At 63.8% G+C, this 22410-nt stretch carries 17 protein-coding genes and 2 tRNA genes; 10 read left to right on the top strand and 9 right to left on the bottom strand.

Features of this window, described 5'->3' with window-relative positions:
* Positions 1-146 precede the first annotated feature (146 nt).
* The 4 genes from ABVF28_RS05450 (at position 147) to ABVF28_RS05435 (ending at position 3691) form a co-directional block, all read left to right on the top strand.
* Complete coding sequence (locus tag ABVF28_RS05450; protein ID WP_104310796.1) at positions 147-491, top strand: DUF485 domain-containing protein; 345 nt, start codon at positions 147-149, stop codon at positions 489-491.
* A complete protein-coding gene (locus ABVF28_RS05445) occupies positions 488-2119 on the top strand; it encodes a cation acetate symporter (RefSeq protein WP_371029754.1) in 1632 nt (543 codons plus the stop codon). The genes ABVF28_RS05450 and ABVF28_RS05445 overlap by 4 nt, the downstream gene beginning before the upstream one ends.
* A 174-nt stretch (positions 2120-2293) precedes the next feature.
* The gene (locus tag ABVF28_RS05440; protein ID WP_371029753.1) at positions 2294-3139 is read left to right on the top strand and encodes an SDR family oxidoreductase; all 846 of its coding nucleotides are present in this window, start codon (positions 2294-2296) and stop codon (positions 3137-3139) included.
* Between the two features lie 198 nt (positions 3140-3337).
* A complete protein-coding gene (locus ABVF28_RS05435; RefSeq protein WP_371029752.1) occupies positions 3338-3691 on the top strand; it encodes a UBP-type zinc finger domain-containing protein in 354 nt (117 codons plus the stop codon).
* 190 nt (positions 3692-3881) lie between these two features.
* Here ABVF28_RS05435 and ABVF28_RS05430 read toward each other — a convergent pair.
* The 9 genes from ABVF28_RS05430 to dnaA form a co-directional block, all read right to left on the bottom strand.
* Positions 3882-3954: transfer RNA gene (locus tag ABVF28_RS05430), tRNA-Ala, on the bottom strand.
* A 40-nt stretch (positions 3955-3994) separates the two neighbouring features.
* Positions 3995-4068: transfer RNA gene (locus tag ABVF28_RS05425), tRNA-Ile, on the bottom strand.
* Between the two features lie 54 nt (positions 4069-4122).
* The gene (locus ABVF28_RS05420; protein WP_104254434.1) at positions 4123-4530 is read right to left on the bottom strand and encodes a DUF3566 domain-containing protein; all 408 of its coding nucleotides are present in this window, start codon (positions 4528-4530) and stop codon (positions 4123-4125) included.
* Positions 4531-4541: 11 nt separating this feature from the next.
* Positions 4542-7208 (bottom strand): DNA gyrase subunit A, encoded by a 2667-nt coding sequence (gene gyrA, locus ABVF28_RS05415; protein ID WP_371029751.1) that lies wholly within the window; start codon positions 7206-7208, stop codon positions 4542-4544.
* A gap of 17 nt (positions 7209-7225) precedes the next feature.
* Positions 7226-9430 carry a DNA topoisomerase (ATP-hydrolyzing) subunit B gene (gene gyrB, locus ABVF28_RS05410; RefSeq protein WP_371029750.1) on the bottom strand — a complete coding sequence of 735 codons (2205 nt, stop codon included), beginning with the start codon at positions 9428-9430 and terminating at the stop codon, positions 7226-7228.
* 165 nt (positions 9431-9595) lie between these two features.
* Positions 9596-10084, bottom strand: coding sequence for a DUF721 domain-containing protein (locus ABVF28_RS05405; protein ID WP_104254431.1), 489 nt, complete (start codon positions 10082-10084; stop codon positions 9596-9598).
* Positions 10077-11258 carry a DNA replication/repair protein RecF gene (recF, locus tag ABVF28_RS05400; RefSeq protein WP_371029749.1) on the bottom strand — a complete coding sequence of 394 codons (1182 nt, stop codon included), beginning with the start codon at positions 11256-11258 and terminating at the stop codon, positions 10077-10079. Before recF ends, ABVF28_RS05405 begins: the two co-directional genes overlap by 8 nt.
* Positions 11259-11261: 3 nt before the next feature.
* Positions 11262-12401, bottom strand: coding sequence for a DNA polymerase III subunit beta (gene dnaN / locus ABVF28_RS05395; RefSeq protein WP_104310790.1), 1140 nt, complete (start codon positions 12399-12401; stop codon positions 11262-11264).
* A gap of 478 nt (positions 12402-12879) precedes the next feature.
* Positions 12880-14346: a chromosomal replication initiator protein DnaA gene (gene dnaA, locus ABVF28_RS05390; RefSeq protein WP_371029748.1), complete on the bottom strand. Its 1467-nt coding sequence runs from the start codon at positions 14344-14346 to the stop codon at positions 12880-12882.
* Between the two features lie 419 nt (positions 14347-14765).
* On the opposite strand from dnaA, the gene rpmH reads away from it, so the two are divergent.
* The 6 genes from rpmH to rsmG all read left to right on the top strand — a co-directional run bounded on the left by rpmH (position 14766) and on the right by rsmG (position 18102).
* On the top strand, positions 14766-14903 hold the full coding sequence (gene rpmH, locus ABVF28_RS05385) for a 50S ribosomal protein L34 (RefSeq protein ID WP_068484134.1): 138 nt from the start codon (positions 14766-14768) through the stop codon (positions 14901-14903).
* A 4-nt stretch (positions 14904-14907) separates the two neighbouring features.
* Entirely contained in the window at positions 14908-15297 is a 390-nt protein-coding gene (gene rnpA / locus ABVF28_RS05380) for a ribonuclease P protein component (RefSeq protein ID WP_371029747.1), read from the top strand.
* Positions 15294-15605, top strand: coding sequence for a membrane protein insertion efficiency factor YidD (yidD, locus tag ABVF28_RS05375; protein WP_371029746.1), 312 nt, complete (start codon positions 15294-15296; stop codon positions 15603-15605). The genes rnpA and yidD overlap by 4 nt, the downstream gene beginning before the upstream one ends.
* Before the next feature lie 21 nt (positions 15606-15626).
* Entirely contained in the window at positions 15627-16637 is a 1011-nt protein-coding gene (yidC, locus tag ABVF28_RS05370) for a membrane protein insertase YidC (protein ID WP_371029745.1), read from the top strand.
* A 38-nt stretch (positions 16638-16675) separates the two neighbouring features.
* Positions 16676-17185: a protein jag gene (locus ABVF28_RS05365; RefSeq protein WP_371029744.1), complete on the top strand. Its 510-nt coding sequence runs from the start codon at positions 16676-16678 to the stop codon at positions 17183-17185.
* A gap of 278 nt (positions 17186-17463) precedes the next feature.
* Entirely contained in the window at positions 17464-18102 is a 639-nt protein-coding gene (gene rsmG, locus ABVF28_RS05360; protein WP_371029743.1) for a 16S rRNA (guanine(527)-N(7))-methyltransferase RsmG, read from the top strand.
* The last annotated feature ends 4308 nt before the right edge of the window (positions 18103-22410 follow it).

Below are 22410 nucleotides of genomic sequence, written 5' to 3'. Positions count from 1 at the left end.
TTCGTCGTATGCGTAGCGTGGATGCTATCACGCAGGCGATGAGGCTTTCGTGTTCGCAATGATGCGAAGAAATGCCGCCGTCAGCCGCTCCGGAATACACGTCCATCCCTGACGAACGCAGCAATGCACTGAGGCAAGGAGGCCCCATGCAGAATGAAACGTCACCACCGCCGACCGGCGGAATCGACTATGTCGAATTCGAGGAATCGGCCGATTTCAAGGAACTGAAGAAACGCCAGCGTTCCTTCGTCTTCCCACTCTCCATCTTCTTCCTCGTCTGGTACGGCGCCTACATCATCGTCGCCGCGTACGCGCACGACTTCATGGCCACGCCCGTCTTCGGGAACATCAACGTGGGTCTGCTGCTGGGCATCGGCCAGTTCGTCACGACCTTCGCGATCACCATGTGGTACGTCTCCTACGCCAACCGGAGACTCGATCCGCTCGCGAATGACCTGCGCGTCCAGCTGACCAAGGAGGACCAGGCATGAGCGTCCAGCTCATCGCCCCGCGGGCGAGCGCGGTGGCAGACAACGACCCCGTCCTGAATATCGCGATCTTCGCGGCGTTCGTCGCCGTGACGCTCTTCATCGTCATCAGGGCGAGCCGAAACAGCAAGACCGCCGCCGATTACTATGCGGGCGGTCGCTCTTTCTCGGGGACGCAGAATGGATTCGCCATCTCCGGCGACTATCTCTCCGCTGCATCCTTCCTGGGCATCGTCGGTGCTATCGCCGTCAATGGCTATGACGGGTTCCTCTATTCGATCGGGTTCCTCGTCGCCTGGCTGGTGGCGCTGTTGCTGGTCGCCGAGCTCATGCGCAACACGGGCAAGTTCACGATGGCCGACGTGCTGTCGTTCCGCCTCAAGCAGCGGCCCGTGCGCGTCGCGGCGGCCCTCACGACCCTCGCGGTCTGCTTCTTCTACCTCCTCGCCCAGATGGCCGGCGCCGGCGGTCTCGTCGCGCTCCTGCTCGGCATCACGGACGACATCGGCGTCGCGATCGTCGTCGCCGTCGTCGGCGTGCTCATGATCATCTACGTGCTCATCGGCGGGATGAAGGGCACGACCTGGGTGCAGATCATCAAGGCGTTCCTGCTCATCGGCGGCGCTGGCGCGATGACGATCTGGGTGTTGGTCATCAACGGCTTCGACCTGTCCGCGCTCCTGCAGGCGGCCGTCGACAAGGCGGCGCTCGACGGTGCTGAAGACCCGGCCGCGATCCTCGCTCCGGGGCTCCAATACGGCAAGAACCCCATCGACTTCGTGTCGCTCGGGCTCGCTCTTGTCCTCGGCACGGCCGGCCTGCCGCACGTGCTCATGCGCTTCTACACGGTGCCCACCGCCAAGGAGGCCCGAAAGTCCGTGGTCTGGGCCATCTGGCTCATCGGCGGCTTCTACGTGTTCACGCTGGTCCTCGGCTACGGGGCGGCGGCGCTGGTCGGAGCTCCCGCCATCAAGGATGCGCCGGGAGGCGTGAACTCGGCGGCCCCGCTGCTGGCCCTCGAGCTCGGCGGGCCCATCCTGATGGGCTTCATCTCCGCCGTGGCGTTCGCGACCATCCTCGCCGTGGTCGCCGGCCTCGCCATCACGGCTGCCGCATCCTTCGCCCACGACATCTACAACAGCGTCGTGAAGCGAGGCACGGCAACCCCCGAGCAGGAGGTGAAGGTCGGCAAGTACACGGTTGTCGTGCTCGGCGTCGTCGCCATCGTCGGTGGCATCGGCGTGCAGGGCCAGAACATCGCGTTCCTGGTGGCGCTCGCCTTCGCGGTTGCCGCCAGCGCGAACCTGCCGACGATCCTCTACTCGCTGTACTGGCGCAAGTTCACCACTCGCGGCGCGCTGTGGAGCATGTACGGGGGTCTCACGACGGCCATCGTCCTGATTCTCTTCTCGAAGGTCGTCTCGGGTGCCGAGACGGCGATGCTCGGCGCGGAGATCGACTTCGCCTGGTTCCCGCTCAACAACCCGGGCATCGTCTCGATCCCCGTCGGCTTCCTGCTGGGCTGGCTCGGGTCCGTCCTGCCGCAGAAGAAGGAGGATCCGCGCGTCGCCGCCGAGATGGATGTGCGCTCGCTCACCGGGTACGGGGCCGAGGAGGCCGTCGAGCACTAGGCACTCCCTCGTCCGAGCACGCCACGGACTGCTCGAGTTCGTAGAAATGGTCGCTCCGACCCGGTCGGGGTGACCATTTCGGCGCTCTCGTTGTCTCGGTGCCACAACGCACATGAGGTTCGGGATGCGCGTGGGTAGCGTGAACATGTCCACGATGCACACGGAGGTGCGGATTTGACCCAGTCAGCGCAGACAGGTTCCCTCGCTGGGAAGACCATCATCATGTCCGGCGGGAGCCGCGGCATCGGACTCGCGATCGCGAAGCGCGCGGCACGCGATGGAGCGAACGTCGTGCTCCTGGCGAAGACCGGTGAGCCCCACCCGAAGCTGCCCGGCACGGTTTACACGGCCGCCGAGGAGGTACGAGAGGCCGGTGGCCGTGCGCTGCCGGTCGTGGGCGACGTCCGCGACGACTCCGACCTGCGGCGGGCGGTCGATACGGCGGTCGTCGAGTTCGGCGGCATCGACATCGTCGTCAACAACGCGAGCGCCATCGACCTGCGGTCGACGCTCGACATCGACGAGAAGCGCTACGACCTGATGCATCAGATCAACCAGCGGGGAACGTTCATGCTGTCGCGGGCCTCGCTGCCGCACCTGCTCGAGTCGCCGGATGCCCGCATCCTGTCCCTCTCACCTCCCCTCAACCTCTCGGCGAAATGGCTCGGCACCTATCCCGCGTATATGACCGCGAAGTACGGCATGACGCTCGCAACGCTGGGCATCGGTGCCGAGTTCGCGGAGAAGGGTGTCGAGGCGAACACCCTCTGGCCGCGCACGACCATCCAGACCGCTGCGGTCGCCAACATCATCGGCGGCGAGGAGCTCATGCGGCGCAGCCGGACTCCCGAGCTGTACGCGGATGCCGCGCACGTCGTCCTCACGTCGCCGCGTGGCCGATACCAGGGCGAGACGCTGCTGTGCGAAGACGTGCTCGCGGATGCGGGCGTGAGCGATCTGGGTGCTTACTCACCCGGTGTGGATGCGGCCGAGCTGTTTCCCGATGCCTTCGTCGACTGACCGCATGGACGACGTGCGCTGGCGTGCCGTCCGGGAGCACCGCTGCCGACCGGTCGACCTTCGACGGGCGTCGAACGGGTGCGCGACGGACGTCGCAGGGTGTCTCGAGACCAACGGCCTAGTGTGAGTCCCAGATGGGCGGTTCGGGCACATCCCCGGCCGACCCTCCGTTCGGCAGTCCAACGAGGGAGCGCGGCGATGACGGGTGTTGATCAGTACATCAAACCGGACGTCCCACCGTCCGGTCCGGGGTGTGTGGAATGCGAGCAGTCGGGCAGCTGGTGGCTGCACCTGCGTCGCTGCACGTTCTGCGGCCACATCGGCTGCTGCGACGACTCCCTGAACACGCATGCGACGAAGCACGTTCACGCAACGGGTCATCAGGTCATCTGCAGCTACGAGCCTGACGAGGTGTGGTTCTGGGACTACGCGACGGAGACGATGTTCGACGGGCCGACGCTGCACGCGCCGCACAGCCACCCACGGTCGCAAACGGTTCCGGGGCCGGAGGAACGTGTTCCCTCGGACTGGCAACGCCTCCTGGGCGCATGACGACAGCGCTCGGCGATCTCCCGGACGAACCGCTCGCCCTGTACGAGCACCCGTACGCGTAGGCCGGATGCCGAGGGCGGGGTTGTGGTCGTCTAGACTCGCCTGAAGCGGCCGCAAGTCCGCCCCGGATGGGCCGACTCACACAGAAGAACCCCGGTCAGATTTCTCTGACCGGGGTTCTGTGTCACCGTGGAGCCTAGGAGATTCGAACTCCTGACATCCTGCTTGCAAAGCAGGCGCTCTACCAACTGAGCTAAGGCCCCGTTCGGGGTGGAAACGACACCAACCTTCAGTGTCGAACCGTGGGGCTACCAGGACTTGAACCTGGGACCTCTTCGTTATCAGCGAAGCGCTCTAACCGCCTGAGCTATAGCCCCCGAAGCGACTGCCCCAACATACACGAAAAGTGCACCGCAGGGGAAATCGAGCCGCTAGCTGTTCGTGAAACCGAACACGAGGCCTCCCGTGACCTTCACCGCGAGGTTGTAGAGGAACGCCGCGACCGCGCCGAGGGCAGTGCCCGCGACGAGGTTGAGGAGCGCCACGACCAGCGAGAAGAGCATGAGCTGCGGCAGCGTGACGAAGTCATCGACTCCAACGCCTGCCGAACCGGAGACGTCGTTGAGGAGGTTGTTGACGCTCCCCAGCACACCCGTGTTCTCGATGACCGTCCACATGAGGAACGTCGCAACGATGGTGATGATGCCAAAGCAGATCGACAGCAGGAAGGAGAACTTCACGACAGACCAGAAGTCGATGTGCACCAAACGGAGGCGCACCTGCTTGCTCGCAGTCTTCTTGCTGGACTTCTGGGCCAGCTTGTCAGCAACGCTCGTCATAGATCAGTACCTCAGTCTTCGGTCTCGTCCTGCTCGAACGACGTGACCGAGTCTGCCACAGTCTCACTCTCGTCACTCTCGGCAGTCGTGCTCTCCCCATCGCTGGAGGCATCAGGGGTCGCCTCGGTCTCCGACTCGGTGTCGTCCGAGGCGGTGGCGCCGGCGGATTCGCCGTCCTCGCCCGCCTCGTCTTCCTTCTCGAGCTCACGGTCGGCGTTCTGCGCGATCGCGATCACGTAGTCGCTGTTGTCGAGCCTCGCGAATGTCACGCCCATGGAGTCGCGTCCGGTCACGGAGACCTCGGCGACGTTGGAGCGCACGACCTTGCCGGAGGCGAGGATGACCAGCACCTCTTCGGCGTCGTGGACGAGCAGCGCGCCGGCGAGCCCGCCGCGTTCCTCGTTCAGCTTCGCGACCTTGATGCCGAGGCCGCCGCGCTTCTGGATGCGGTACTGCGACACCGACGTCCGCTTCGCGTATCCGCCCTCCGTGACGATGAACACGTAGGCGTCATCACTCGAGGTGACCGCTGCAGTGAGCAGGTAGTCGCCGTCGCGGAACGACATGCCCTTGACGCCGGACGTGGAGCGGCCCATGGGCCGGAGCGCTTCGTCGTTCGCCTCGAAGCGAAGCGACATTCCGAGGTGGGAGACGCAGAACACGTGGTCGGACTCGTCGGCGAGCATCGCCGAGACGAGCTCGTCGCCCTCGCGCAGGTTGACGGCGATGATGCCGGCCTGGCGGTTCGTGTCGTACTCGGTGAGCGCCGTCTTCTTGACGAGCCCCTCGCGGGTGGCGAGCACGAGGTACTGCGCCTGGCGGTAGTCGCTGATGTCGAGGATCTGCGCGACCTTCTCGTCGGGCTGCAGCGGCAGCAGGTTCGCGATGTGCTGCCCCTTCGCATCCCGGCCGGCCTCGATGAGCTCATACGCCTTGGCCCGGTACACCCGGCCGAGGTTCGTGAAGAAGAGCAGCCAGTGGTGCGTCGTCGTCACGAAGAACTGCTCGACCACATCGTCCGCGCGGAGCTGGGCGCCCTTGATGCCCTTGCCGCCCCTGTGCTGTGAACGGTAGTTGTCGCTGCGCGTGCGCTTGATGTAGCCGCCGCGCGTGACGGTGACGACCATCTCCTCTTCCGGGATGAGGTCCTCGTCGGTCATGTCGCCGCCGGAGCCTCGCAGGATCTCGGTGCGTCGATCGTCGCCGAACTTGTCGACGACTTCCTGCAGCTCATCCGCGATGATGGTGCGCTGACGCACCGGGTCGGCGAGGATCTCCTTGTACTCGGCGATCATCGCTTCGAGACGCGCTGCGTCTTCCATGATCTTCTGGCGCTCGAGCGCGGCGAGGCGGCGCAGCTGGAGGTTCAGGATGGCGCTGGCCTGCAGCTCGTCGACGTCGAGTAGCTCCATGAGTCCCGTGCGGGCCTCTTCGACGGTCGGCGACCGGCGGATGAGCGCGATGACCTCATCGAGCATGTCGAGCGCTTTGAGGTAGCCGCGGAGGATGTGAACCTCGTCTTCCGCCTTCTTGAGGCGGAACTTCGTGCGGCGCACGATGACCTCGACCTGGTGCTGCACCCACGCCGTGATGAAGCCGTCGATCGCGAGCGTGCGAGGAACGCCGTCGACGATCGCGAGCATGTTCGCGCCGAAATTCTCCTGCAGCTGCGTGTGCTTGTAGAGGTTGTTGAGCACGACCTTGGCGACGGCGTCGCGCTTGAGCACGATGACGAGGCGCTGACCGGTTCGGCCGGAGGACTCGTCGCGGATGTCGGCGATGCCGGTGAGGCGCTGGTCCTTGACGAGCTCGGCGACCTTCAGCGCGAGATTGTCGGGGTTGACCTGGTAGGGCAGCTCCGTGATGACGAGGCACGTGCGGCCGTGGATCTCCTCGATCGCGACGACAGCGCGCATCGTGATGGAACCGCGACCGGTGCGGTACGCCTCCTGGATTCCCTTGGTGCCGAGGATCTGGGCGCCGGTGGGGAAGTCAGGGCCGTGGATGCGCTCCATGAGCGCGTCCATGAGCTCCTCGCGGGTCGCATCCGGGTGCTCGAGGTGCCACAGCGCACCCGCCGCGACCTCGCGGAGGTTGTGCGGCGGGATGTTCGTGGCCATACCGACGGCGATGCCCACGGAGCCGTTGACCAGGAGGTTCGGGAAGCGGGCGGGCAGCACGGCTGGCTCGCGCGTGCGGCCGTCGTAGTTGTCCTGGAAGTCGACGGTGTCCTCGTCGATGTCCCTGACCATCTCGAGCGCGAGCGGCGCCATCTTGGTCTCGGTGTATCGGGGCGCGGCGGCACCGTCGTTGCCGGCGGAGCCGAAGTTCCCCTGGCCGAGGGCGAGCGGGTACCGCAGCGACCACGGCTGGACGAGGCGGACGAGGGCGTCGTAGATCGCCGAGTCGCCGTGCGGGTGGAACTGCCCCATGACGTCTCCGACGACGCGGGCGCACTTCGAGAATGCCTTGTCGGGCCGGTAGCCGCCGTCGTACATCGCGTAGATGACACGGCGGTGCACGGGCTTGAGCCCGTCGCGCACCTCGGGGAGCGCTCGACCGACGATGACGCTCATCGCGTAGTCGAGGTACGAGCGCTGCATCTCGAGCTGCAGGTCGACCTGCCCGATGCGGTCTTCGCCGTCGGCGTTGGTGGTTGTGACGCGTTCTTCAGCCATAGATGTGCCTGTGTGCCTTAGATATCGAGGAAGCGCACGTCGTGCGCGTTCTGCTGAATGAAGGTCCGGCGCGATTCGACGTCCTCGCCCATGAGCGTGCTGAACACGGCGTCAGCCGCTTCCGCGTCGCTCACCTTGACCTGCAGGAGCGTGCGCACGGCGGGGTCCATCGTCGTCTCCCAGAGCTCCTGGTAGCTCATCTCGCCGAGTCCCTTGTAGCGCTGGATGGCGTTGTCCTTGGGAATGCGGCGACCGGCCGCCTTGCCGTCTGCGAGCATCGCGTCGCGCTCACGGTCGGAGTAGGCGAAGTCGTGCGCCGCGTTGGACCACTTGATGCGGTAGAGCGGGGGCTGCGCGAGGAACACGTAGCCGAGCTCCACGAGCGGACGCATGTAGCGGAAGAGCAGCGTGAGCAGCAGCGTCGTGATGTGCTGGCCGTCGACATCGGCGTCTGCCATGAGGATGATCTTGTGGTACCTGACCTTTTCAGGGTCGAAGTCGTCGCCGAGCCCGGCGCCGAACGCTGTGATCATCGACTGCACTTCGTTGTTCTGCAGGGCGCGGTCGAGGCGGGCCTTCTCGACGTTCAGGATCTTCCCGCGCAGCGGGAGGATCGCCTGCGTCTCAGGGTCGCGCCCCTGAACTGCCGAGCCACCGGCCGAGTCACCCTCGACGATGAAGACCTCGGAGCGTGTCGGGTCCTTCGACTGGCAGTCCTTGAGCTTGCCCGGCATGCCGCCGGTCTCGAGGAGGCCCTTGCGTCGGGTCTGCTCGCGTGCACGACGGGCGGCGAGGCGGGCAGCGGATGCCTGGCCGGCCTTGCGGATGATGTCCCTGGCCTGCGAGGGGTTGCGGTCGAACCAGTCCTGGAGCGCCTGGCCGACGATGCGCTGCACATACGACTTCGCCTCGGTGTTGCCGAGCTTCGTCTTCGTCTGACCTTCGAACTGAGGTTCGCCGAGCTTGATGGAGATGACGGCGGCGAGCCCTTCGCGGACGTCCTCACCCGAGAAGTTCTCGTCCTTCTCCTTGATGAGGTTCTTCTCGCGCGCGTACCGGTTGACGACCGTCGTGAGGGCGGCGCGGAACCCCTCGAGGTGCGTGCCGCCTTCCTTCGTGTTGATCGTGTTCGCGAACGAGTGGATGGACTCCGAGTAGGAGTCGATCCACTGCATCGCCAGCTCGAGCGAGATCTTGCGCTCGGTGTCCTCGGCGTTGACCTCAATGATCTCCTCGTGCACCGGCTGCTTCTTGCGACGGCTGACGAGGTGCTGCACGTAGTCGACGAGTCCGCGCTCGAACAGGTACGTCTGCGCGCGCTTCTGCGGGATCTCGATGGATTCGGTGACGGCCTTCGGCTCGCCGGTCTCCGTGCGCTCGGCGTCGTCGATGTCAGCGGCGGTCTCGTCCTGCAGCTCAGTGATCTGCGCGGCGAGTCCATCGCCCGTGAGGTTCGACTGGTCGCGGTCGTCTGCGAGCGAGATGCGCAGGCCCTTGTTGAGGAACGCCATCTGCTGGAAGCGGGCGCGGAGCACCTCGAAGTCGTACTCGACGGTCTCGAAGATCTCGGAGTTCGCGTAGAACGTGATGGTCGTTCCAGTGTCTTCGGTCGGCTCGCCCTTCCGGATGTTCCCGGTCGGCACGCCGTTCTCGAAGTCCATCTCCCACTCGAAGCCGTCGCGCTTGACCTGCGCGATGAGGCGGTACGACAGGGCGTTCACGACGGAGGAGCCAACGCCGTGGAGACCACCCGAGACCGCGTATCCGCCGCCGCCGAACTTTCCGCCGGCGTGCAGCTTGGTGAGGACAACCTCGAGGGTGGAGATGCCCTCGACGGGGTGCAGCTCGACCGGGATGCCTCGACCGTTGTCCCGAACGCGCACGGCTCCATCGTCCTGCAGCGTCACCTGGATGTCGTCGCAGTACCCCGCGAGCGATTCATCCACAGAGTTATCCACAATTTCGTACACGAGGTGGTGGAGCCCCTCGGGACCGGTGGATCCGATGTACATGCCGGGGCGCTTGCGAACGGCTTCGAGCCCCTCGAGCACCTGGATCTGGCCTGCGCCGTAGTCGTTCTCAACCCGATCGTTCTGCGAGCGGGCCTCGACCACCTCGGCGGGAGCCCCCTCCTGGCCTTCCGACGTTCCTGGACCGTCCGACTGCAGAGCGTCGTCTGGCGTCTCAGTCGTGTTCTCGGGGTCGGAAGTTTCTGATGCCATAACTCGGGCGTCTCCTTGCTGTGTGGCGACATGCAAGATCCGCGTTGCGAGCAAACTCGCGTGACGCGGATCTAGCGACTGTTCAGTCTACCAAGGAACACGACTCGAGGCCCGAGAATGGAGCGTGAAGCGACGAAAACAAGGGGACGTACCGTATTTGCCTTGTCAACCGTAGGTATCGCGTGGACCACGCCCTGGAACCGATCTGGGACCGCGTTTCCACGAGGGGGCACCCGGGTTCAGAAAGCGGATGCGCTCGACCTTCGCTTCCGCGTACCTCTCGGTGAGGTTCGTGAGCAGCATCGTCTGCATCCCTCGGAGCTGCGTCGCCCACGCAGTCGAATCGCACTGCACCAGCAGCACGCCGTCCTCGATGTGCAGCGGAGTGGAATGCGCCGCCGTCTCCTTGCCCACGATCTCGGGCCACGCGTCCATCAGCTCGGCCTGCTTGAGTGGTCCGTTCCAACCGAATTGCCTGGTCAGGGCCGCAAGGGCCGATCCAGCGGCAACAGGATCACGTCCGAAGCCGAACGGCTCGGACAGCTCGGTGCCCTCCGCATCCTTGGCCTTCGCCGCAAGGCGTCGGCGAAGCGACGTCGTCTTCCCGCCGAAGACCTCCTTGAACCGCGCGTAGACCTCTGCACCCTCACTCATCGGCGGCACCCGTCTGGATCGTGCCGGCACTGATCCGGATGATCTGCGAGCGCAGCCCCTCAGGAACGTCCTCGAGGACCGCGGCCGTGATGAGGACCTGCTCGAAGTCCCCGATCGCCTCCGCGAGGCGGGACCGGCGCGAGGCGTCCAGCTCCGCGAACACGTCGTCGAGGATGAGCACCGGATCGCCCGCGCGTGACTCACTGCGCACCAACTCGGCGGCCGCGAGCTTGAGGGCAAGCGCAAACGACCAGGATTCACCGTGACTCGCCGTGACTCGCGCCGGCAGACCGTTGAGCCAGAACACGGCGTCATCGCGGTGGGGGCCGACGAGGCTCACGCCTCGTTCGAGCTCGCGAGGACGCATCTCGGCGAGCTGCGCGGTGAAGCGGTCACGAATCTCCGCGGTCGTGACCTCGCCGCCTTCGACTTCCGCGCCCTCGCCATCGGCGTCACCCATGACAGAGGCAGCGTGGCCGAAGGCGGAGACGCGCATCGACAGCGTCGGCCGATGGTCCGCGCCGACCAGACGCTGGTACGAACCGGCGAGGTGCGGAAGCAGCCGATCGCAGAGCAGCAGCCGCTCGGCGATGATCTGGGAGCCGAGCTCCAGCATCCGCTCGTCCCACACATCCAGTGTCGCGATCATCGCTTCCGACGATCGCGGGCCCCGCATCGATCGGAGCAACGAGTTCCGCTGTCGCAAGACCCGCTCGTAGTCGGCGATCACGCCGCCGAGCTTCGGCGAATGGGTCACGAGCAGGGAATCGAGGAACCGTCGCCGAGCGCCAGGCTCACCACGCACGAGCGTGAGATCCTCCGGAGCGAACAGCACGCTTGCGAAGTACCGAGCCAGGTCGCGGGACCTGACATTCTGGCCGCCGACCCTCGCCTTGTTCGCACCGGAACTCGCAATCTGCACATCCAGGTGCAGCGAGCGAGTCTCGTGAGCCAGTTCCATCTTGACCACGGCGAACTCCTGGCCGAAGCGCACAAGCGCCTGGTCACTGGAGACTCGGTGCGAGCCGAGCGTGGCCAGGTAGCCGATCGCTTCGACGAGGTTGGTCTTGCCCTGGCCGTTGGAGCCCACGAACAGGTGGGCGCCGGGCCCCAGCGACAGGTCGGCGGACTCGTAGTTCCTGAAGTCGTGCAGCAGCAGACGGGTGACGTGCACTGGTTACCGCATGAGCAGATTCGGCTGCAGCAGGTAGCGGTAGTTCGTCGACTCGCCCTCGTCGCGCGAGGTCTGGCTCGTGAGCAGCACGGGGCCCGGCTTGTTGGGGTTCTCGGAGTTCGTGAACGCGATGCGCACGAACGGCGAGTGGATGGCGCCGACGCCATCCAGCAGGAACTGCGGCTTGAGCGAGACGACCATGTCGTTGCCGTGCAGGACTGCGTCGAGGTTCTCGCTGGCCTGCGCCTGCTCGCTGCCGAGCGCTTCGAGGTGGAGGCCCTCGGTCGTGAACGTGAAGCGCAGGGCTGCCTCGCGCTCGAGCACGAGCTGCACGCGACGAACCGCGTCGACGATGTCGCTGACCGTCAGCACTGCGTAGTGCGGCGTCTCAGCGGGGAAGAGCCGCTCCACTGCGGGGAAGTTGCCCTTGATGAGGAGCGAGGTGACGGTCTTGTTGCCAGCGGAGAAGGCGATGAGCTCACGGATGTCGTCCTTGACGAGCGTGATCGTGATCTCACCGGAGCTGCCGAGCGACTTGCCGACCTCGGCGAGTGTCTTGGCCGGCACGAGAGCTGTCTCGATCTCGGTGAGGGAGCTCTGCCACTCGATGGTCCGCACTGCGACGCGGTAGCGGTCGGTGGCGACGAGGCTCATCGAATCGGCCTGCAGCGAGAGGTTCACACCCGTGATCACGGGTGCGACGTCTTCGCGAGAGGCTGCGACCGCGACCTGGGAGATGGCTTCCGAGAACACGTCGCCGGCGATGGAACCGCTCGCGCCTTCGACGACGGGCAGGCTCGGGAACTCCTCGATCGGCATCGTCGGCAGATGGAACGACGCGCTGCCGCAGCGGATGACGACTCCGGAGTCGTCGCGGCTCAGCTCGACGGGAGCCTGAGGAAGTCGATTCGCGATGTCAGCGAGGAGGCGTCCCTGCACGAGGACGGCTCCGGGTTCCTGCACATCAGCGTCGATGCTGGTGCGGCTGGAGACCTCGTAGTCGAATGACGAGAGCGTGACCCCTGCTTCGCCGACCTCGACGACGACACCGCTGAGGATGGGGAGGGTCGGGCGCTGAGGCAGAAGCTTGACGACAAACGACACCGCATCGCTGAAGACGTCACGGTTGACCACAAACTTCACTAGGCGTTCCTCTCGTTGGAATGCCCCAATGGTAGCCGCCCAGATTCGGTGTGTTGTGCCCGAGCGTCAGAGCATCCTGTGCTGCCTGCCACGGCACGAGCCCGTCGTCGCGCACGCGAAAATACCAGTCCCGCGAGGGCCGGCCGACCACCGTTCACCAATGTCATCGACTCGCCCAATATCAATAGATTTCTTGTCATCATCGTATTAACAGCTGTGCACACTGTGGATAACTCCGTACTCCCCAGCGGCTGCCTGGGAACTACAAAAATGTAAGTTGTGGCGGAGCGGTGGACGCCCTGTGCACGCTGACGAGCACTGGGGTGCACAACTTCTCGGACTCCACAGCGCCGAGCGTTTTTTCCACAGTTCGTGCTCGCGTGTCGATTCCACAGTCCACAAGTTATCCACAGGCCCTGAGGGCAAGAAAAACTCCGCATCCGTGCCCGAGGGCCCGTGATGCGGAGCTGGAGGGCGCTCAGGAGCGTCCGTTTCCGTTCTGGCGGATGCGCGCGGTGAGCTCCGTGACCTGGTTGTAGACGTCGCGGCGCTCGGTCATGAGCTTCGTGATCTTGCGGTGCGCGTACATCACCGTCGTGTGGTCGCGCCCCCCGAACAGCTGCCCGATCTTGGGGAGAGACAGGTTCGTCATCTCCCTGCAGATGTACATGGCGATCTGCCGGCTCGTGGCGATCGCCTGCGATCGGGAGGATCCGTAGAGGTCGTCCACCGTCAGCTGGAAGTACGCAGCCGTCCGATTGATGATGTCCACGGGAGAAACGATGCCCGTGTCCTGATCGGACACCAGGTCCTTCAGCACTGTGGAGACCAGCGCCAGGTCGACCTTCTCGCCATTGAGGTTGGCGTAGGCGGTGACTCTGATGAGCGTGCCCTCCAACTCACGGATGCTCGAGGAGACCCGTGCCGCGATGAACTCGAGCGCATCGTCCGGGATCAGCAGGTTGTCGACCTGCGACTTCTTCCGGAGGATCGCGATGCGCGTCTCGAGGTCGGGCGACTGCACATCGGTGATGAGGCCCCACTCGAATCGGGAGCGCATCCGGTCTTCGAACCCTGTCAGCTGCTTCGGTGGGAGGTCGCTCGTGATGACGACCTGCTTGTTGTGCTCGTGCAGGGTGTTGAACGTGTGGAAGAACGCTTCCTGCGTCGAATCCTTGCCCTGGAGGAACTGGATGTCGTCGATCAGCAGAATGTCGTTGTCGCGGTAGCGCGCCTGGAACGACTGCGTCCGGTTGTTCGCGATCGAGTTGATGAAGTCGTTGGTGAACTCTTCGCTCGAGACGTACCTGACCTGGATGCCCGGGTAGATCGATTCGGCGTAGTTGCCGATGGCGTGGAGCATGTGCGTCTTGCCGAGCCCAGAGCCGCCGTACACGAACAACGGATTGTACGAACGTGCCGGCGCTTCAGCGACCGCGACGGCAGCCGCGTGCGCGAATCGGTTCGACCCACCGATGATGTAGTTGTCGAACGTGTACCGCGGGTTGAGCCGCGACTCAGGGTCCGGCTGCGTGCGCGCGCCTTGATCTGAGGACGAATGATGACCGACGGATTCTGCTTCGACGACGTTCACCGAGCTGGTCGGGGTGGGCGCGGCCCGCGGCGGGGCGACCTCGATGTAATCGTGCGAGGCGAGTGGGTCACCGACCGAAGCTCGCGGAGCCGCATCCGGGTTGACGAGAACCGCGAAGGTCTTGATCTCCGGCTCGCCGAGTTCCGCGATCGCAGCCAGCATGGGCACGCGCGCACGAGTCTCGATCATCGTGCGGGTCATGTCGTTGGGGACTTCGAGCAGCAGCGCGCCGCTCATGACGCCCTTGGCTTCGACCAGTCCGAGGAACCCGAGCAGGGAAGCAGGGACGCGATCATCTTCGCGAAGTGTGGAGAGCAGCGTGTGCCACGTCTCTGAAACCGGGTCGGTCACCGAAGCACTCCCCCGTCCCTCTGTACTTCACGAGACCGCATCTCTGCGGACCGCGTCTTCTTGGCTGCGCGCTCGCAGCATGGTCAACGCACCGGCCGTGTGGCACTGGTGCGCAAGTCATTGTGATCTACCCGGCGAGATATCCACAACTTCTGTGGACAAACAGGCGTGAGCCTGTGCATAACTCGCGGAGGTAGGGGGCCAGCCTACGCTGGATCGCCACGCGCGCCAATCGCTTTGCGAGGATTCGGCATGTCGCACACTTGCCGGGCACCGGTGTGAGCATAATGCTGGCCCTCTGGCGACAGTTGACTGCCGGGCGCGGGTCACGTAGGTTAAGGCAGTTGTGCCCATCGGTAGGGCACTTGTGAAAAATCCGTACGGCGTCCGCCGATCGGGTCGTATCTTCCGGAGTTCTCATGTCGAAGCGTACTTTCCAGCCAAACAACCGCCGTCGCGCGAAGACCCACGGCTTCCGCCTGCGTATGCGCACCCGTGCGGGTCGCGCCATCCTCTCGGCTCGTCGCCGCAAGGGTCGCACCGAGCTTTCCGCGTAGCTTCTTGCTTCCCTACGCGAACCGCGTCACGAAGGGCGATGACTATCAAGCCATCGTTCGACGCGGCGTTCGCGTGGGTGCTCGAGGAATCACGGTCAGCGTGCGCGAGCGCGAACACGATGACACACCTACCCGCTTCGGCTTCATTGTCTCGAAGCGGGTAGGTGTGGCTGTCGTGCGCAATCGCATTCGTCGGCGCCTCAAGGCGGTCTCCAGAGAGCTGCTCCCTGAGGTCGGTTCTGGCTTCGACATCGTTTATCGGGTTCATCCGGAAGCGGCAGAACTCGGGTTCGATGATCTGCGCGAGCGCGCGAGATTCGGGTCGTTGCGAGCCGTGCGTCGTATCGCTGCACCCAGCGACGCGGATGCTCGTGCGTCCAAGTCCGGGAGGTGACCGTGCGCGCCCTTCGACGAGCCGCGCTCGTTCCTCGGAACGTGGTCATCGCACTGCTGAACGCGTACCGCTTGGTGATCTCACCGCTCTACGGTGACGTCTGCCGGTATCACCCCAGCTGCTCCGCGTACTCTTTAAGGGCTGTGCAGGTTCATGGCGTCCTCCGGGGCGGCTTCCTCACCGGGCGACGACTCGTTCGCTGCCACCCCTGGGCTGCTGGAGGCATTGACGACGTGCCCGAGCCAGAACACCGAACCACCACCACTACTGCTCGCGGATTTGTCGTCCAGGGCACTAGCGGGACTTAAGAGAAAGACGTCACCGCACTCATGGATATCCTCGGAACCATCTTGTGGCCGATCAAATGGGTCATCGAGCTCATCTTGGTCGGTTTCCACACGCTGTGGACGACGCTCGGTCTCAACGGCACTGATGGTTGGACGTGGATCCTCGCCATCCTCGGCCTGGTGCTCGTCGTCCGCTCCGCCATGATCCCGCTCATGGTGAAGCAGGTGAAGTCCCAGCGCGCGATGATGGATGTCGCTCCTGAGATCAAGAAGATCCAGGACAAGTACAAGGGCAAGCGTGACCAGTTCTCCATGGAGGCCATGCGTCGCGAGACCATGGCTGTCTACCAGCGAACCGGCTCGAACCCGATGGCGGGATGCTGGCCACTGCTCGTGCAGATGCCGATCTTCTTCGGTCTCTTCTCGGTGCTCAACGGCGCGCAGCACAACACGGTGGGTGTCGGTGCGCTGAACCAGGAGCTCGCGACGTCCTTCTCGCAGGCGGACATCTGGGGCGCTCCACTGAGTGCAACGTTCCTCAACAACGACGGCAACGTCGGCGTCCAGATCCTCGCCGGTGTCATGGTCGTCGTCATGACGGTCTCGCAGTTCATCACGCAGAAGCAGATCACTTCGAAGAACGTGTCGCAGGCGACCAAGGAGTCGCCGATGTACCGCCAGCAGCAGATGCTGCTCTACATCCTGCCCCTCACGTTCCTCGTGTCCGGAGTCATGTTCCCGCTGGGTGTCATGACCTACTGGCTCATCTCGAACTTCTGGACCATGGGCCAGCAGTACATCATCATCCGCAACATGCCTACTCCCGGATCCGAGGCAGCGAAGGCTCGTGAGGAGCGCCTGAAGGCTCGCGGCAAGTGGGTTGAGCCCGAGCGCAAGGACTCCAAGGGCAACGTCATCGTGGAAGCCCCCGTGCAGCAGCCGGCACAGCGCGCTCAGCCCGTGTCAAAGAACCGTGCCAAGAAGAAAGCAACGGGCGGGAAGCCCGGCGCAAGTGGAGCCTCTGGCAAGAGCAGCCCACCCGCGAAGAAGTAGTTTCCCCTCGCCTCGCCCCTCTGTGTTAAGGAACCCGAATGACTGAAGCAACCTCCGAGGCCATCCCCGCTGACGCAGAGACATCGGATGCCCGTGACGACGGTGACATCGCCGCCGACTACCTCGAAGAGCTGCTCGACATCAGTGATGTAGATGGTGACCTCGACATCGAGGTTCGTGAGTCGCGCACCTACATCTCGGTGAACTCCGACGGGGAGTCGAACCTGTCGAAGCTGGCTGATGGGGAGACGGTGGATGCGCTGCAGCACCTGACTCGCCTCGCGGTGCAGGCGGAGACGGGTGAATTCTCGAGACTCATCCTCGACATCGGCGGTTCCCGCGATGCGCGACGGGGCGAGCTGGCCGGGCTCGTCGACCGCGCGATCACCCGCATCGAGGAGGGCGCCTCGTCCGCGGCCCTGCCCCCGATGTCCTCGTACGAACGAAAGATCGTTCACGACATCGTCTCCGAGCGCGGCTATGTGTCTGAGTCTGAAGGCGAAGCGCGCGAGCGTCACACGGTCATCCGCCCGGCACCTTTGGTCTGACGCGCGGAGTTATCCACAGTAGTTTCCACAGGCCATTATCTGGGGAATTGGACTGGAATTGCCTCTCGGGGTAAAAGGCCAGGTCAACTGGTCTTTCTTACGGATTTTCGATTCGAGCGCTGTGGATGCGCTGTTATGCACAGAGTTATCCACAGTTAGGCCGCGGGTTGCGTTTTGGTTGGTCTGTGAAGAATCGCATCGTGTCAAACTGGCACGAGCTGAGCGCGCCGCGATCTACGGTGCTTTGAGACATCCACGTTGCGAGAGGGGCACGCGCCATGACTGACCACCCGAACGAACTCGAGGTCGAGCCGGCTATCGCGAAGGTGCTGTTTGAGGACCGGATCGAACTCGCTCGCGCGTTCACGTCTGACCTCACGGAATACGGGGAGCAGCTCGGCCTCGTCGGTCCGCTCGAGTACCCCCGCCTCTGGACTCGGCACATCATCAACTCGGTTCTCATGGCCCCCTTGCTGCGTCCCGGGCTCGTCGGCGATATCGGTTCAGGTGCCGGCCTCCCTGGTCTCGTGCTGGCCATCGCGCGTCCTGACGTCAATTTCGTGTTGATCGAACCCATGGAGCGGCGCACGGAGTGGTTGCAGCGTGAGGTGGATGCCCTCGCTCTCACGAACGTCCAGGTGCGTCGAGCGCGAGCTGAGGAAGTGCACGATGAGTTCACCTTCGATCAGCTGACCGCGCGGGCCGTATCTGCGCTGAGCAAACTCATCCCGATCACGGTGCCTCTTGTTCGCTCAGGCGGGGAGCTCGTGTTCCTCAAGGGGCGATCGGCTGAAGCTGAGATCGAGAAGGCCAGCAAGGCGATCCGAAAGTTCGGTCTGACAGATGTTCGCGTTGAAGAGCTCGGCGAGAACCTCGACACTGAGACCACACGGGTCATCCGCGCAACGGTCGACTAGGACTATCGCTACGCGTTTGTCTAAAATCAGGACCTGTATCGATTATTCTCGATTCAAGGATGCTGCCTCGTGGGTTCGCACCATTCCTTCGATGCAACTCAGAAGTTTGAATGCACCCAGATCGACTGATATGTGGATGATCGGCGGGCGTTCTGAAGAGAGTCGTGCTCGAACGCAGACAACGACCGCGTTTTCGCCAGCAAGACATGCTTCCTTCGTTTCCTGACGCCGGTTTGAGACGAGCTCGGTGGCTTCTGCACCCGTTTCACGTGAAACAGGCTGGTTTGATTCGTTTCCGAAGTGCGTACCGCCAGAGTGGGCCTTGCGCCTCGATTTCTCGGCAGCTTGCCTCAGGAAAGGGTAGAAGAGAACCTCGCTCTCATGCGTCGGTGGCCTTCGGCTGTGTCGATCGATGGTCTCGACGTTTTGGTCCAGAAAACCCGAGGTCGGGTGGAGAACGCAAGTGGTGGGGCTTGTCGATACTCGCACTAGGTTCTCGCTGCGCAACAGCGTCGGACTCTGAGCGTTGCCCTGTCGCGCAGAGGGAGGGGCCCATCTCATCTCCCAACTCACAAGGCGTGACTTCAATAGGGATCTGAAACGGGCCCGCTCTTGGTTTTGACTCCAGCCAACCTCTCGCGGGCTTGCACGTGAACGTCCGTCTGCCCAGGCGCAGGATGGCCGTCTGCACGCGACTTTCGGGAGGTCTCAACCTTCGAGAGGTACTAATCCACGACGTCTCTCGTGAGGGTCAGGGACGTGCTCGTTCGCGACGGGATGGATAGCCGACAGAGGCGGCACGTGATCGGTGCACAAGCAGACACCCTAGCGAGCCGGCAACCCGGGCCATCATGACCGCGGGTGTCAAGCTGCGTGCAAAAGCCCGAGGCCCGAGGGTCTCTTGGCCGTCTCGTTCGCGCTAAGCCCGGTTCTCCGCACGAGGTTGTTTCACGTGGAACCGTGTGCCTATTGGCCGCACGGTCGTGTAGCTAACAAGGCCCGGTCATGCTCGAGCCGGGTCCTGCACGAGCCGTGTAGGAAATGGCCTATGCAAGCCTCTTGTCGTGCCCGGGATATGCAACAGCTCGCGCATGTATGAGTCGATCGTGTCGAAGACTGGCTGGACTCGAAGGGTTTCACGTGGAACGGGGCATGAACAGGCAATCCCGGCGACTAGCGGAGTACTGGGCCGAATCTCGTACATGTACTTCGCCATGTGCGTTGTTCCACGTGAAACATGCTCCCCTTGGGGAGTGTTCGCACTCAGAATTGAGAGAGTGGATTGGGCGCACCCCACCAGGGTCTACTCTCCCGTGCGAAGTGCGAGATCGAGCGTACGGATCGGTCGTGGATGAGGCCAGCCGCACTCGTCCCGCCGATGGTCCGGCGGCTTGGTCATTGCTAGCTTCCCGCCCCGCACTACAGACTCTCCAGGGGTTGATCGGACGGACTCCCGCGCGGCGCATCTGGGCCGCTGTGCGATTTACAACGCAAACCACCAACGGCGTGCGCTGCCGAGCCAAACTGTTTCACGTGAAACGAGGTGCCCACCTCTGGATCTCGCAACGGGCTCCCAGGCCGATCCAGTTCAGTGACCTGGTTCACATTGGGAAACCTGTCTGGTCCCGGAAGACAACACCGTCGTTAGGGGCTGGTGCTCGTGCAGCCCGCCCGTCCGACTACACAGTTCAAGCGGTGAGACCGTTTACAGGGATGTCGAAACCGTCTCTACCGGTTGAATGCCGCCGTCGATGTAGTCCGCTGACGAAACGGAGCGCGCGAGTGGGGACACAAATTGCGCGAGCTGTTCGTGGATTCCCGAACTGACCTAACGGCCGGAGGATGGGAACGGAGTACGGAGTCGACGAACATTCGATCGAGGGGGCAGTGACGGGGTGAGTGCAACTCTCGCCTGGAACCTACAGGTCATCGAGCGCTAGGGGTTAGGTCTCATCCCAGCGGCACCCCTTGGGTCTCAAAGGCTAGACGGATCTGGCGCTGGGCCTGCCCTGGCCAGGGCTGGACTACGCACCGGCCGGGTTAGACAGATCGAGACACGGCATGACTACGAAGGCATGGTCGCCTTATGAGGCTACTGAATCTCGGTCTGGCCTGCTTCCTGTGTTCGAGTGGTGGAACCACGTGGGCCGCGGTGCTCGGTGCCGCTGGGATGAGCGCCGGCGTCCGTCCTTGGTGCTGGCCAGGCAGTGCATCGCCAAATCGCGTGTCTCGAGCAGAGTGATCTTGGCGATCTGCAATGTTGCGACGGCTTGACGGAAGGCACAACGTGCAGTCCCAGGGTCAAACAACGGACAGAGCGCTGCAAGATCCTCCAGGCGCCCACTCCGGCTCCCTCCGTGTTCTAACCGTCCTGGCCGGCGTAGTGTGTGCGGTGAGCAACACTGCGGTCACTGCCCCACCGCCATCCCTGACCTCATCTCCACAGCCCGTGCCCGTGCCCCTATGCCGAGTATCTCGAGGCGCCAGGCCGAGAGCTGCGAGACGTAACTGGTCGCCGGTGAGCGGCAAGACTGTGGCGTTGTAGCGCTGCTGTGCGCTGTGAGGCATTTGGTGCGAGTTGCGCGCCGTGCGGTCCGAATTGTGTGGCGTTGGGCCCGAGCCGACTGCTCGTTGGACAGGTCTCCATCACCACCCCATTCCCAGGGGAGCGATCTCCACGGGCGATATACGTCCTGCGCGTCGCGGCCCGTAAACAGATGAGCACGGTGCCCTCATCCAACCGAATCTGCTCGCGAAGGCTCGTGAGCGATGACGAGCATCTCATCTACGGCGCTGTAGCGCGGCGCAGTCGGGCTGATCGAAGACAGACACCGAGCCAGTCTCCGCGGCCCAATTCCTCGCCAGCCAGCAACTTTCGTTTCACGTGGAACGACTCGCTTCGTGCGGGATGACGAGGTCCACGCCGAGGATCGCTTCAGTTCTGTTCACGCGGAACGACCAGCTCGAGTGATTACCGAGAGAACAGGCATGCCTAGTTTCACCTGGAACGACTCGCTTCGCGCGAAAGGCTGGCACGTCCGAGTCCTGTGCCGCGCTTCCGTTTCAGGTAGGGCGACTAGCTCCGGCCCCTGCCAATCAGTAGGCCGGTTCCGGTTTCACGTGGAACGACGAGCTCCTACACTCACTACAGAGACAATGCATGGTTCCGTTTCACGTGGAACGACTAGTTTGGGAACCTGCCAAACAGTAAAACACTGTTCGTTTCACGTGGAACGACGAGGTTGCAGGTTGCGTGCGGAGGAGATGAGGTGGTCTCGCCTCTCTAGGAACAAAGATCTCGCACGCTCATCGCGGAAACGATGTGCGATTCTGTTTCTGGTGGAACGACCAGTTACAGCCACGGCGAGGATGGACATTCTGGTCGCGTTTAGTCTGAAGCAGCGAGGCCCACACGCATGGCCAGGTCCGGGGCCCGCGTCCCATGTGCTCGTTTCACGTGAAACGGCAGCCCAGACCAGCCTCGTGTCGGTCGGTCGGATCACGTATTGCGTAGAACAAGACTCGGGTTCAGCATGCTGCACCCCTCGGGTTCAGCATTCTGCACTCGAGGCTCTACTTACGAACGGGGCACTGCCTTGGCGTGCAGTCCCGAAGTGTGGGAACAAGCACCGGGTTCCACGTGAAACAGATCCAGTATCGACACGGGCCAAGATCGAACACCGACAGGCCTGTCGGTGTCTAACCACCTTGTCGGGCCTCCTGTGCTTGGTCTGCCTACCCTGCTGGCCTGCGGGGGGGCCTGCATATCCCGGGACACTGGTGACAGTGGCGAGATGGGTGATTGGTACGGGACTTCCTCCCGAACCGAAGCAGCGCAGCGGCGAGCAATTCGAGGGAAGAGGGCTCACCCCTCACCCTGTGGCTCTGAAAGGCCGGTCCACCCCCATGTCGCCTCGTTCTTCCTGCCTCACGGCACCCTCCACTCGCCGCGACGCCTCACCCGTCAGGTATCACGCAGCAACAGACAGACAGCCCCCACGTGGCTCCCTATGGCGACCTTGGCGCGCCAGGAGACTGGCGTCGCGCGCCGCCCCGCGCTTGGTTCAAGCCTCGGAACTGGCGGCATGGCTCGGCACAAGGCAGGGCAGCCCCGGCTAGCTCGCGCTGTGTTTCCCGCTTCCGGCTCCGTCAAGTGCCCGACGAGGCCAAGGTCGTGCGTATGACGGCGCTCACTGAAATTCCTCGGTTCTGCTCATCGAAATTCCCCACTCTGGGTCGCTCCGCCGCATGAGGCGGGCCTTCCTCGATGCTGGTGGTCTCTGACCACACACCAGCCCGAGGAAGGCC

This window comes from Pseudoclavibacter sp. JSM 162008 (assembly GCF_041366455.1).
GTDB lineage: Bacteria > Actinomycetota > Actinomycetes > Actinomycetales > Microbacteriaceae > Pseudoclavibacter.
Note: the sequence above shows the minus strand (reverse complement) of the source record. Positions and strands in the feature narration are given on the sequence as shown.